Annotated in this window: 16 protein-coding genes; 2 read left to right on the plus strand and 14 right to left on the minus strand. The window is 44.4% G+C overall.

Features of this window, described 5'->3' with window-relative positions:
* Positions 1 to 290: 290 nt before the first annotated feature.
* From DFO72_RS14415 to prfA, 11 genes are all read right to left on the minus strand, one after another.
* Positions 291 to 857, minus strand: coding sequence for a TIGR01440 family protein (locus DFO72_RS14415; protein WP_113882348.1), 567 nt, complete (start codon positions 855 to 857; stop codon positions 291 to 293).
* Between the two features lie 22 nt (positions 858 to 879).
* Entirely contained in the window at positions 880 to 1,320 is a 441-nt protein-coding gene (gene rpiB / locus DFO72_RS14420; protein WP_009332252.1) for a ribose 5-phosphate isomerase B, read from the minus strand.
* 102 nt (positions 1,321 to 1,422) lie between these two features.
* Complete coding sequence (locus DFO72_RS14425) at positions 1,423 to 2,718, minus strand: methyl-accepting chemotaxis protein (RefSeq protein ID WP_113882349.1); 1,296 nt, start codon at positions 2,716 to 2,718, stop codon at positions 1,423 to 1,425.
* Between the two features lie 16 nt (positions 2,719 to 2,734).
* Positions 2,735 to 3,175, minus strand: coding sequence for a low molecular weight protein arginine phosphatase (locus DFO72_RS14430; RefSeq protein ID WP_113882350.1), 441 nt, complete (start codon positions 3,173 to 3,175; stop codon positions 2,735 to 2,737).
* A 189-nt stretch (positions 3,176 to 3,364) separates the two neighbouring features.
* Positions 3,365 to 3,916, minus strand: a complete 552-nt coding sequence (locus DFO72_RS14435) for a manganese efflux pump MntP (RefSeq protein WP_113882351.1) — start codon at positions 3,914 to 3,916, stop codon at positions 3,365 to 3,367.
* Between the two features lie 111 nt (positions 3,917 to 4,027).
* The gene (locus DFO72_RS14440; RefSeq protein ID WP_113882352.1) at positions 4,028 to 5,071 is read right to left on the minus strand and encodes an L-threonylcarbamoyladenylate synthase; all 1,044 of its coding nucleotides are present in this window, start codon (positions 5,069 to 5,071) and stop codon (positions 4,028 to 4,030) included.
* A gap of 176 nt (positions 5,072 to 5,247) precedes the next feature.
* Positions 5,248 to 5,694 (minus strand): hypothetical protein, encoded by a 447-nt coding sequence (locus tag DFO72_RS14445; RefSeq protein ID WP_113882353.1) that lies wholly within the window; start codon positions 5,692 to 5,694, stop codon positions 5,248 to 5,250.
* Between the two features lie 270 nt (positions 5,695 to 5,964).
* Positions 5,965 to 6,345 (minus strand): KGG domain-containing protein, encoded by a 381-nt coding sequence (locus DFO72_RS14450; RefSeq protein ID WP_113882354.1) that lies wholly within the window; start codon positions 6,343 to 6,345, stop codon positions 5,965 to 5,967.
* A 171-nt stretch (positions 6,346 to 6,516) separates the two neighbouring features.
* Positions 6,517 to 7,191, minus strand: coding sequence for a stage II sporulation protein R (spoIIR, locus tag DFO72_RS14455; protein ID WP_243856177.1), 675 nt, complete (start codon positions 7,189 to 7,191; stop codon positions 6,517 to 6,519).
* A 137-nt stretch (positions 7,192 to 7,328) separates the two neighbouring features.
* Positions 7,329 to 8,183, minus strand: a complete 855-nt coding sequence (gene prmC, locus DFO72_RS14460) for a peptide chain release factor N(5)-glutamine methyltransferase (protein ID WP_113882356.1) — start codon at positions 8,181 to 8,183, stop codon at positions 7,329 to 7,331.
* A gap of 7 nt (positions 8,184 to 8,190) precedes the next feature.
* Entirely contained in the window at positions 8,191 to 9,264 is a 1,074-nt protein-coding gene (gene prfA, locus DFO72_RS14465; RefSeq protein ID WP_113882357.1) for a peptide chain release factor 1, read from the minus strand.
* 217 nt (positions 9,265 to 9,481) lie between these two features.
* On the opposite strand from prfA, the gene DFO72_RS14470 reads away from it, so the two are divergent.
* Positions 9,482 to 10,135 (plus strand): GntR family transcriptional regulator, encoded by a 654-nt coding sequence (locus DFO72_RS14470; RefSeq protein ID WP_113882358.1) that lies wholly within the window; start codon positions 9,482 to 9,484, stop codon positions 10,133 to 10,135.
* 11 nt (positions 10,136 to 10,146) lie between these two features.
* A complete protein-coding gene (locus tag DFO72_RS14475; RefSeq protein WP_113882359.1) occupies positions 10,147 to 11,109 on the plus strand; it encodes a DMT family transporter in 963 nt (320 codons plus the stop codon).
* A 29-nt stretch (positions 11,110 to 11,138) separates the two neighbouring features.
* On the opposite strand, the gene DFO72_RS14480 is transcribed toward DFO72_RS14475, so the two are convergent.
* From DFO72_RS14480 to rpmE, 3 genes are all read right to left on the minus strand, one after another.
* Positions 11,139 to 11,579, minus strand: a complete 441-nt coding sequence (locus tag DFO72_RS14480) for a hypothetical protein (RefSeq protein WP_113882360.1) — start codon at positions 11,577 to 11,579, stop codon at positions 11,139 to 11,141.
* A gap of 252 nt (positions 11,580 to 11,831) precedes the next feature.
* Positions 11,832 to 12,452 carry a thymidine kinase gene (locus DFO72_RS14485; RefSeq protein ID WP_009332277.1) on the minus strand — a complete coding sequence of 207 codons (621 nt, stop codon included), beginning with the start codon at positions 12,450 to 12,452 and terminating at the stop codon, positions 11,832 to 11,834.
* A 206-nt stretch (positions 12,453 to 12,658) separates the two neighbouring features.
* Complete coding sequence (gene rpmE, locus DFO72_RS14490; protein ID WP_009332279.1) at positions 12,659 to 12,871, minus strand: 50S ribosomal protein L31; 213 nt, start codon at positions 12,869 to 12,871, stop codon at positions 12,659 to 12,661.
* Positions 12,872 to 12,932: the final 61 nt, after the last annotated feature.

Here is a 12,932-nt window from a genome sequence, read left to right on the forward strand (position 1 = left end):
TGTTACACGTTCCATAAAAAAAGTGGCAGGCACCTAAACCATTTTTAATTAAAGTGTGGTAGGCGCCTGTCACTATAAATTAGTATGATAGCATGAGTGATTCGGACTGGTTCTCTTGGATTTCCGCTTTTCCTGTCCGAATAGGTGGCTGGTGTGGCGAAACTGGACAAGAAATTGAGTATTTAAAAGGAATAAATTAAGCCCCAATCGCTAGGCAATTGGGACAGCTAATTAACAGGTTATTATCTAAGTTTTTTCTTCAAAACAGATTCGCTTTACTTGACCTTTCATTACCTGCACGATGCATTATCAGAGTTTCGATCATAGATCGCCCGTGCCCCGCCGATTAGCTTCGGCCTTGTTTTGGCCATGGTGACGTGGGCCTCGCCGACTGATTTTTGTGAGGTCCTGATCGGAACGGCTACATGCTTCAGATGCATGCCGATCAGTGTGTCGCCGATATCAATTCCGGCATCTGCCTTGATAAATTCCACCATGACGGGATCTTTGAATTGTTCATAGGCATATGCAGCCATCGCGCCGCCGGCCGTGCGGTGAGGGACGACGGTCACTTCATCCAGGCTTTTTGCCTCAGCAACAGCCCTCTCAACCACGAGTGCCCTGTTCAAATGTTCGCAGCATTGAAAGGCGAGAGCTGCCCCCGTATCCTTGCGGAGCTTGTCCAGACGTTCAAAAATCATTTCAGCTACTTGTTCTGTTCCGGCTGTGCCGATTCTTTTCCCGGCTACTTCACTGGTGCTGCAGCCCACTACAAGAATATGCTTTTCACTTAGAGGAACTTGTTCGCAAAATTCACAAATGATTGTCTCCAGTTCTTTTTTCCATTGTTCAATCAAAATGCTCACCCTTTCGGAAGATTTACTTCGTTTCGTAAGCAGTAATCTTTCCTACACGGTTTTCATGTCGGCCGCCCTCAAATTCCGTTGAAAGCCATACTTTTGCAATTTCACGGGCCAGGCCAGGGCCAATCACTCGTTCACCCATAGCGAGGATGTTGCTGTCATTATGTTCACGGGTAGCTTTGGCACTGAATACATCATGCACAAGCGCACAGCGGATTCCCTTCACTTTGTTGGCAGAGATGCTCATGCCAATTCCCGTCCCGCAGATCAGAATACCTTTATCGAATTCCCCACCCGCTACCTTTTCAGCAACAGGCAACGCATAATCCGGATAATCTACTGAAGTTTCGCATTCACAGCCGAAATCCTCATACTCAATGTTCATTTCATCCATTAGGCTTTTGATTTCTTCGCGGAGATTAAGTCCGCCGTGGTCTGATGCAATTGCAATTTTCATTATGAACCCTCCTGTTTCAAGCCCGCTTAATTTTAACTTTATGCTTTTATTTTGACACAAAACATTGAAAATATAAAGAAAGGGAGCTGCATTTGGGCTCCCTTAAAGTTTAAATTTAGTAATTGTGCTATTTAATTTTTCTGCTTGTTCTTTAAGCTCGATGGCCAGTCTTTCTACATTTCCAATCACAGCAGTCTGCTGCTGAGTAGCTGCTGAAACCTCCTGTGCGCCTGCTGATGTTTCTTCAGCAATTGCCGCAACTTCCTGGGATTGTGTGGATGTAAGCTGTATTCCCTCCATCTGGTTATCAACCAAGCCTGTAATGGCAGACACAGATGCAGCCATTTCATTGACCACTTTCGCCATTTCCTCAATCACTTCGTTTGTTTTCGTCCCTTTCTTCACTTCATTATTAGCAGTCTCCACTTGATAAGAGATTTGCGTGACAACATTGCGGACCTCTTCCTGAATGTTTTTTATCAATTCTGAGATGCCCTGCACTGCCTGTGCACTTTCATCTGCAAGCTTACGCACTTCTTCAGCGACTACGGCGAACCCTTTGCCATGGTCCCCCGCACGGGCTGCTTCAATGGAAGCATTTAAAGCAAGAAGGTTGGTCTGCGCTGCAATATCACCGACAAGCTGAATAATCTGCTCCACTTTCACGGCATTTTGTTCAAGGCGCTTCACTGTCTGCAGTGATTCCTCATTATCGTGGGCCAGTTTTTCTATACCTGAAATAAGTGAATGGATCACTTTTTTTGATTCCATCAAGTCCTGAACCATTTCGCCGGAAACATTTTGTGATGTTTTTGCTGTATCCTGGACCTCCTGAGCAATTCGCAGGACATCCTCCATTGATTCAGCTGTTGTTTGAATGGAAACCGCAGAACTATCTGCTCCATGGGAAATTTCGCTAATGGTTCTGGCAATCGCATCTGCCTGCTCAGCAGCTGCTGAAGACTCGGAAGACATCGCAATAACCTTTTCATTCGTTTCTTTAAAGTTCTCGTCAATTTTATGGACCATATCCCTTAAATTGAAAAGCATATGATTGAATGCAATGCCTAATGAACGGATTTCATCATCCGACTTGGAAAGCTCGGCGTCCTGGCCGATATCGCCATTGGCAGCCATGAGTGCCGTTTTTTCAAGTTTCTGTAAAGGTTTGATAATGAAACCTGCAGCAAAAAAAGCAAGAACACCTGACCAAAAAATGCCCATTCCTAAGGTTAAAATAGTAAAAACAGCCTCTCCAAATGGAAGCATTTCTTCAATGCCAGGAAATAAAAAGTAAAGAAATATAGCACTTGTGGTGTATGTAATGATGGCCAGCGACGTGATAAATAATACGAGCTTTTTCCTAAGGCCAAACTTATAGCCCTTTTTCTCCCCCATTATGTTGTCCCCCTGATTAATCTGGTCTCTTTACGCGATCTAAAATTTGTTCAATCGCTTCTGTCAGATCTTTGAATGTATTTCTATATATCTCAACCGGCCCCCCATATGGATCGATAATATCTCCCCCGGCTCCGGCAAACTCTTTTAGTGTGAAGGTTTTGCCCTCCGTGTCAGGAAACATGGACAGAACGGTATTTTTGTGGCCGGCCGTCATTGTTAAAATATAGGTCGCCCAGTCAATTAGCTCTTCACTCATACTGGAGGATTGATGCTGCAGCGGAATCCCATGCTCCTCCAGTACACTTTTTGTATGCGCGGACGCCTCGCTGCCATTTGCTGCAAAGACTCCAGCCGATTTCACTTCTACACCCGGGAGCGATTTGCTTTTTAAAATGGCTTCTGCCATCGGGCTTCTGCAAGTATTTCCTGTACATACAAATAATATTTTTGTCACAGAGATACTCCCTCCTTATATATCGGTCTATAACCATAAAACTTTATCCAATATTTTGGTTTGTACTTTTCTTACATTATAAGACAAATTTCCCACAACACCTATAGCTCCCTTACAAAAAAAGAAAAAGGGCGACCCGCCCCCTTTTCGTTTTTCACAAAATATTAACATTTAAACACAGGATCAAGTCTATAAAAATAAGAGTTTTACCCCAAAAGCAAAGAGGATGGCACCGCCGAGCGCCTCACTGTAGGAGCCGATCCAGCTTTGGACTTTCCTGCCGGTGAGGAGGCCAGCCCATGTAAGGATGGTCGCCCCCGCTCCGAAGAACACAAGCACAAGCAATGTCTTGGCACCGTAGATTCCGAGGCTGAGGCCAACTGAAAAACTATCAAGGCTGACACTCAAGGCAAAAATCAGCAGCCCTAAGCCCACTGGGGTGATTAAGCTGTCTTCATCATCCCTGAAGCTTGACCAAATCATCTGCACACCTAATAAAAGGAGCAATCCCCCGCCTGCATAACCGGCAATGGCTCCGAATGTATTTGATAGAAATCGGCCTGCTATCATTCCCAATAAAGGCATCCATACATGGAAAAGTCCAATGGTGATGCCGATTTTTGCTATTTGTCTGAGGCGGAGTTTGTACATCCCCATGCCAAGACCTACCGAAAAGGCATCCATCCCCAATGCGAATGCCATTAGAGCCAGTGTTAAAATTTCCCCGATCATTGCAGACATATTTCCGCCTCCTTGGACTTGCTAATTCAGCATATGCACGTCCAGAAGGTTTTAGAATGCCAATCGTTTTCCAAAACAAAAAACCGCCTCATGACGAAACGGTTTCTTGATCTATCTGCTAATGACCCTGTGTCCTGCTGCTTTCATGAGGCGGTTCATGATTGCATGCCCGACGCCTTCACCCGGGAACATCTCACAAAAAATAATGTCAGCATCGGTTGTGTTAAAGTATCTTAATGCTTCATAGAGCGAGCTGGCCACTGTTTCAAGCTTATCCCGCTGTCCGCAGGCATAGATAAAATCAGCGCGATAAAATTCCAGGTTTTCTGATGTTGTCAGAACCCCCACAGAAAGTCCTTCCTTCTTTTTATCCTCAACAAAATGCTGGATGTCTTCTTTTGTTCCTTCTACTAGATAAAGCGGAGCATCCGGCGCATAGTGACGGTATTTCATGCCGGGAGATTTTGGCGCCTGGCTTTCATCCGCTAATGCAGGGTCCACTCTGATCTCGCCTACTGCCTCTTCAAGCTGTTCTCTCGTAATGCCGCCCGGCCGTAAGATGACAGGCACATCACCTGTACAATCCACTACGGTGGATTCCACGCCAACGCCTGTCGGACCTCCGTCCACTAATCCTGCTATTCTTCCATTCAAGTCTTCCCAAACATGGTCAGCTGTTGTCGGACTTGGCCTTCCGGAGCGATTCGCACTTGGAGCTGCAATTGGCAATCCTGTTTTATTTAGCAGCGCCAGGGCTACTGGATGATCAGGCATTCTCACAGCAACTGTGGATAAATCTGCCGTTGCATAATGGGAAAGAACACCTTCCTTCAGATTAAAAATGAGTGTTAGCGGTCCCGGCCAAAATCGATCCATGAGCGCCTGCGCATTTTGCGGAATTTCGGTTACAAAGGCATCAAGCTGGCCTTTGTCAGCAATATGAATAATCAGGGGGTTATCACTCGGACGCCCTTTTGCCTCAAATATTTTTCTGACGGCTTCATCATTTTCCGCATTCCCGCCTAATCCATAAACGGTTTCTGTGGGAAAAGCGACCACTTCATTATTTTTTAACAGATCGGCAGCTTGTGAAAACTGTGAATAACTATCTTCTTTATCCACACTGTTATCCACCGACCATCTTTTTGTAATCATCGTTATCCACCTTCACAAAAAATGTTTTTTTGCTGTCAAAATTCCTATGTTTTCGACATTTTTTTGAACATTCCTTTGGAAAGTATAGTAGAAGAAGCTGGATAACTCAAGTCTTATCCACAAATTGTGTATAAATAAGAGAGAATTGTGTATAACTTTAGCAAGATACCCACAATTCACATGGATAATTTCAAAAAGAAAGAGTTATCCACAGTCATGATGTGCTTAACATGCTCCGACTCGAATAAGGCTTCCGGCAAATGCGCTGTTTCTTCCTGTTTAAAGCCAAGCAGGCTGAAAAATGCCAACGAGTTTCTTTTATTTGATGCAAGATATAAGGACTCCATGCCTCGATCCCTTGCCAGCAATAATATTTGCTCAAACAAAATAAATAGATCTTTTTCAGATGCTGTTGCTGTCATCACAAGCGATCTCAAAAGACCAATTTTTCCATGGGGCTCAATTCCCAGGGTAGCCTTAATATCCCCGGAATCACTCTCCATAATCAAAAAATATTCGATTGCTTCCCTTATTCCATCCGTACTTAAGTTTGCCGATTCCAGAAAAGATGCCAGATTCTCCACATCTGAAGCATCAGCACATCTCACTACACCTGTCTCCATTTCTTCACCCCATTTTCTTATTGTCACTCTATGAATATGAAAAAATAGAAAAAGTAGAACTAGATTTTTAGAAAAGCGGAAGCCCCTTTCCCGCCCCCGACACCTCGTGGGGGGTAGGCCGCTTGCGCTAGACAGTTATCGGCGTACAATAATTCATACTTATTTATAAATAAAATCTCTCGAATGTAATTTAAACAATAAAACACGGCAGCTGTCTGAATCTGCTGCCGTGTTTATATTACTATCATATGCAATTTTTCTGCGGCAGGTTTAGTCGTTCGAGTTGCCGCCTTTTCTTCCAATTTCTTCATAGAAATCGCGGTCATGGTTTTCACTTGTTGCTTCTCCGCCTTTGCGTCCAATTTCCTGATAGAAGTCCTTGTCATGATTTTCAGCTGTTGCTTCTCCGCCTTTTTGGCCAATCTCCTGATAGAATTCACTATCATGATTTTCCGCTGTCGCTTCTCCGCCTTTTTGGCCTATTTCCTGATAGAAGTCCTTGTCATGGTTCTCGCTTGTTGCTTCTCCGCCCTTTTGGCCTATTTCCTGATAGAAGTCCTTATCATGGTTGCGGCTTGTTGCTTCTCCGCCCATGCGCCCTCTTTCCTCACGAGACATTTTATCGTTGTTATTATTGTTGTTTTTAGCCATTATCTTTCATCTCCTTTTTGTTTATGTTTTGTTGTTACACTACTTTAAATATCCGTTTTTAGTAGAATCAAACGCATGAAAAGAAGATGTTAAACACTTGTCTTAAATGTAATTTGATTTCCAGGTTTTATAATGATTCTAAAAAAGAAAAACCTTGCTCTGCCGCAAGGTCTAACCGAAAATTTTCTCCCATATTTCAGCTAAAAAGAATTTTACTTCCACTGGTTCTTCATCTTCTTCTGTATAAACAGGGGCTGTTTCTTTTTTGGAATCTGTATCAGCAGCGAGTTCTTCTGCTTTTACTTCCCCCTTCTTTTCTCCTTCTTCAAAGCCTTCGCTTACAGCCACACCATTTGAGAAATCAAGGAAGCAAAGAGGAGGGAAAAGCACACACCACCAGTTGGCTCCTTCTCCTTCACCAAGAGTGATTAGAATCGCTTCGTATTCGCCTGCCGGGTATAAAAACTGACCGTATAATTTCGTCGGGAAGCTGACTTTTCCAAAGTCGGCATTTACTTTCTGATCAGATCCTTCATCAGCTACCACTTCTTCCGCAATCTTTTGAATCTCAGGCAATCTGGACTGGATCAGTTCACGGGCATCTTCGATTGAAGTTAATTCCGCCACCCACTCCGTGATCTCTGCATTTATTGCGTCCCTTACTTTCCTTTTAATCGCCTGGTCTTCTTCATTATCGCTGTTAGCCAGAATGCGCAGCCTGATTGCCTCGTTTGGTATTACCATCGGTTCATCAGCCGTCACTTCTGTTTGGGGTATATATAAACTTAAAATGGTTCCTAAGGATAAAATCAGTACATATAATTTCACAATCGTTTTTGTATTCATCATTTCCGGCACCATCCCTTCACTATCCACAGTGTGGACAGGATGCCAGAATCTTAAACTATTAAAATTAAATTTTTTTATAGTATTCTGATGCAGTGCTTCTTACCTAATAAAAAACCGCCATGACGGCGGCTGTGTTACTCTATTTCCGCAAAAACCATCCGGTCTTTGCCGTTAATATCATAGACTGTTTCCACATTTGCCTGCGGGAAAGTCTGCTTTAGGAGTGCAAATACTGCTTCACTTTGGCCGGCACCCACCTCGAAGCCGATGATGGCATGGTCTTTGATGACAGCTGGCAGTTCTTCCATGAAGCGCCTGTATAAATCCAGTCCGTCTTCACCCGCAAAGAGTGCACGGTGCGGTTCGTGCTCGGTGACTATATCTGACATCCACTCGATATCCCTTTCCGGTATATATGGAGGATTGGATAGAATGATATCAAATTTCTTCCCTTTTGAAATAAGGGGCTCGAGAAGGTCTCCCTGAATAAAATCGATTTCCGCGCCATTCTGTTCTGCATTTTTCTCAGCCAGTTCAAGGGTTGGCCCGTAGATATCTGTAGCCGTGACATTTAATTCCGGTTTCTCAAGCTTCATCGTAACAGCAATCGCCCCGCTGCCTGTGCCGATGTCTGCCATTTCAAGTCCATTCATAGAGCCGAACAGCTTATTTATCTTCTTCAGAGCGTTATAAACCAGTTCTTCCGTTTCTGGCCTTGGAATAAGAACATCTTCATTCACCTGGAAGGTGCGCCCGTAGAATTCTTCAAAGCCGATGATATATTGAACAGGCTGGCCCGCTGCGTGTGCGTGCACCGCCTTCTTGAACTCCTCCAGCACTTCCGGATTCAAGTCTTCGCGTAAATTAGCCAAAAAGCTGGCCCTGCCCATCTTCATAATATGCTGCAATAACAGCTCACCTGAATTCTCATCGCGGTTTGACTCTATCAAAAAAGAAGAAGCCCAGTTGAGGGCTTCATATACTTTCATAGTTGGATTACTCATTTGATGCACTGTCCAGCTTCGCAGATTGCTCTTCAACGATAAGCGAGTCAATAACCTCATCGAGCTTGCCTTGAAGGATTTGATCAAGCTTTTGGATCGTCAGGCCGATACGGTGATCCGTTACACGGTTTTGCGGAAAGTTGTACGTACGGATACGCTCAGAGCGGTCTCCTGTACCAACTGCTGATTTTCGCTGCTGGTCATACTCCGCCTGTGCTTCCTGCTGGAATTTATCATAAACACGTGCACGAAGAACCTTCATCGCTTTTTCTTTATTTTTGATCTGTGATTTTTCATCCTGGCAGGATACAACCGTACCTGTCGGCAAGTGAGTTAGACGAACAGCTGACATCGTCGTGTTAACACTCTGTCCGCCCGGTCCGCTTGATGCAAATGTATCCACACGGATATCTTTTTCATGAATGTCAATTTCCACTTCTTCTGCTTCAGGAAGAACCGCAACTGTTGCAGTTGAAGTGTGGATGCGACCGCCGGATTCAGTTTCCGGTACACGCTGAACACGGTGTGCGCCATTTTCAAACTTAAGCTTGGAATAAGCGCCATTTCCGTTGATCATAAAGATGATTTCCTTATAGCCGCCAACGCCCGTAGAGCTTACCTCAATGACATCGATCTTCCAGCCCTGCGTCTCGGCATAGCGGCTGTACATGCGGTATAAGTCACCTGCAAATAATGCAGCTTCATCACCGCCGGCTGCACCTCGGATTTCCATAATAACGTTTTTATCATCATTAGGATCTTTAGGAATAAGGAGGATTTTCAGACGTGCTTCCAGATCCTCTTTTCTTTCCTCAAGCTCAGCCAATTCTTCTTTGACCATTTCGCGCATTTCGGCATCAAGCTTCTCTTCAAGCATGGCACGCGCATCCTGATACTGCTCTTTTACTTCTTTATATTCGCGGTAAGTGTCAACAGTTTCCTGAATACCAGACTGTTCTTTTGAATATTCGCGAAGCTTTTTCGGATCATTGACAATTTCCGGATCGCTCAAAAGCTCATTTAATCTTTCATAACGGTCCTCGACAGATTGAAGACGATCAAACACAGCCATTCACCTCAATTTTTTATCCAATTAACCGCCGGATATTGTCCCAGCGGGGTATAGTTTCATTTTATTTAAAGCGCAACTCCATAACATTCTAATTATAGTATAGGTGATTGTTGCAGTCAAAACCATTCGGGAATAAGGATGACTTCTTCCCTGTTAATAAATTTTCTGAAAAATCATTGCGGGTTTTTGTAATATCCGATATATTGGTTTTATGAAAAACAAAAACATTACACCCATCAAACGTTTGTCCCTTAGAGATGAAGTATACGAAACACTTAAGAAAAATATTATCCAGCTTGATTTTGAACCTGGTTCGCGCCTTCATGACAAGGAACTGGCAGAAGATTTTGGGATCAGCCGCACTCCTGTCAGGGAAGCCTTAAAGCGGCTGGAAGATGAAGGGCTCGTTGTATCGACGCCCGGATCATCTACCCGAGTCACCCCTCTGAATGAAGAAGGTGCCAGCCACGCCTTTCCTGTGGCAGCTTCCCTGCATGCTTTAGGTGCCAGGCTTGGCGTTCCCTGCTTAGTGCCAAGTGATTTTGAAAGGCTTGCGGCTGCCAATAAGAAGCTTGCGGCTGCCATGGAAAAACAGGATATTCTTAGTGCAGTAAAAGCAGATGAAGCCTTCCACGAGGTTTATCTTTCTGCTGCAAATAATCCCGAAATTATCTCAGCATTAAAGAGAATTATGCCCAAAATTCAGCGTCTGGAAATTGCTCAATTCGGATCTATGAATGGGCTGAAGTCTGTTGAACAGCACAAAAAAATTATGGAAGCGAGCCGGCAAGGCCAGGAGCAGCTGGCATCCAGACTAGTGGAGGAAAACTGGCTGAGCCTTGGCGGGCTTTTAACAGGGAAATGAGGTGAACTCGCATGAAGGCTATTCTATTAGGCGTTTGCTCCGCCTTCTTTTTTGCTTTTACATTTGTTTTGAACCGGGCAATGGAAATGGATGGCGGGAGCTGGCTATGGAGTGCATCGCTCCGCTATTTTTTCATGATTCCCCTCTTGGGTGCCATTGTGGTATTCAGAGGGAATTTACGGCCATTATTTAATGAAATGAAAAAGGCTCCCGGGCAATGGCTGTTATGGAGCTTTGTCGGCTTCGGGTTATTTTATGCCCCATTATGCTTTGCAGCAGCCTATGGACCCGGCTGGCTGATTGCCGGGACCTGGCAGATTACGATAATCTCAGGCTCCCTGCTTGCACCGCTATTTTTCGTTACATATCAGACTGGAAATGGACTAGCAAAGGTCAGAGGAAAAATTCCTTTTCGCGGTCTGATGATGAGCTTGATTATTCTTCTTGGAGTTGCTGTCATGCAAGTGGAGCACGCATCCTCCATTTCATGGCGGGAAACGATGCTTGTGATCATTCCTTTGGTTATCGCATCTTTCGCCTATCCGTTAGGCAACCGCAAAATGATGGATGTGTGCGAAAATCGGCTGGATGCCTATCAGCGTGTCCTCGGGATGACGATTGCCAGTCTTCCGCTCTGGATTATCCTTTCTGCAGCTGCCCTGGCTACAAAAGGTGCTCCCAGCTTTGGCCAGGTCACTCAGTCCGCTTTAGTCGCCCTATTTTCCGGCGTCTTTGCCACGGTACTTTTCTTTGCAGCTACTGACCTTGTCCGCGGCAATATGCAAAAACTAGGGACGGTGGAAGCAACCCAATCCCTCGAGGTCCTTTTTGCTGTTCTTGGCGAAGTACTGCTGCTGTCAAGCCGGCTGCCATCTGGAATCTCTTTGACAGGGATGGCACTTGTGATTACTGGTATGGTGCTGCACAGTTATGTAACTTCAAACAAAGTCAGTTTAAAAAGAAAGGCTGCGTAAAAAAAGGCCCTGGGTAGGCAGGGCCTTTTTTACGTACGGTCTTCCTGAACCTTTACTTCAATGTGATAAGCCGGAAGAGCTTTAATGAGATCTTTATGCAATTGAGCCTGTGAATCCATTTTTTCCTGGTGGGTCATATTGCCTTGCCGGTATGCAGTCACCCACATATCCTCACCATTTATCCAAACAGCTCCTGGGCGATACCCCTTGTGATCAGCAATCACCTTTCGGGCCTGGTCGATATCATCCTGATTATCCAGACGTTTGCCGTCAAAATTAATAAAGTTCGGGTTCTGATCTCCGCTCATCGTCCGGTCCAATGTATTATTGTCCTCTGTGCGGTCCAGATTATTATTTATAAATGAAACTCCATCCTGGGTCTCATGGTCATACTCACTCTCAGTTGCCTGATTGTTGGCACAGCCAGCCATAAATGCGAGCATCAAAAGGAAAACACTAAGTTTTTTCATTACTGCACCTCCTTTTTATAGCATGTCCGCTATCAGGAGGAATGTACAGTCCAATATAAGGCAGAGCTGGAGTGGTGAAGGAGTAAAGTTAGCGACTTGAACGTACATGGCGGTCTTTTCCTGGCTTCCCTTTCGTTTTTCGGCTTCATGAGCTAAATTTTTATTTCGTCTTCCGTTTTCTGCGCCATAAAAACCCCAAATTAAAAAAACTGCCCGGAACATACCAGGGCAGAGAGAGCGTTTAGTATAAAATTATGATAAAAACTCAGTTGTTTTATGTTTGTCTAGAACATTTGGCGACTTTGGAACTTCATGGTGATGGCGGCAGCGCGGTTCATATGCTTCTGAGGCGCCGACTAAAATAACCGGGTCATCATATGAAGCCGGCTTTCCATTGATCAGTCGCTGTGTACGGCTTGCAGGTGAACCGCAGACGGCACAGACGGCTTGAAGCTTTGTAACCAATTCTGCAATCGACATGATGGCAGGCATTTGGCCAAACGGCTCCCCGCGGAAGTCCTGGTCAAGTCCGGCAGCGATGACACGATGCCCGCTGTCAGCCAGGTGCTGTATGACTTTTACAATTTCATCATCAAAAAATTGCACTTCATCAATCGCTATCAAATCAATGTCAGCTGTAATGTATTTAAAAATATCGGTAGACTGGGAAATGGGTCTAGCTATCACCGAAGTTCCATTATGTGAAACCACAGCTTCATCACTGTATCGGTTATCGATCTGCGGCTTAAAGACAGCGATTTGCTGTTTGGCGAATTGAGCTCTGCGCACACGGCGAATCAGTTCTTCTGATTTGCCGGAGAACATGCTGCCGCAAATGACTTCCACCCATCCGTGATGATTCATAACGTACATGAACGGCCTCTCCTTCCTCGTTCTAACTAATAGAATGGCTTGTTATCATTATTTTATGAAGAAAGGGTCGAGCTGCTGATTTTATTATACTCAAGCTTTTTTCAAAGCAAAAAAAGGTCCACTCAAAACAGTTCTTCATATACAATAAGGCTAATTTCGCAATAAAAAACAGGCAAGATAGTTAACTTGCCTGTTTTTGTTGTTTATTATTTTTGTTCTGACTTAATGCCGTATTTCTTATTGAAACGGTCAACACGTCCGCCAGCTTCAGCGAATTTTTGACGTCCAGTATAGAATGGATGGCACTCAGAGCAAGTTTCAACGCGGATCTCTTCTTGAACAGAACCGGTTTCGAACTCGTTACCGCAAGCACATTTCACCATTGCTTTTTTATAGTTAGGATGAATTCCTGATTTCATTCTTTTCATCTCCTTCCGCCCTGAATCATTCGAAACAGAGTTATATATTACGGGCAATCAT

Source organism: Cytobacillus oceanisediminis, assembly GCF_004366035.1.
In the GTDB taxonomy this organism is placed as follows: Bacteria; Bacillota; Bacilli; order Bacillales; family Cytobacillaceae; genus Cytobacillus; species Cytobacillus oceanisediminis_C.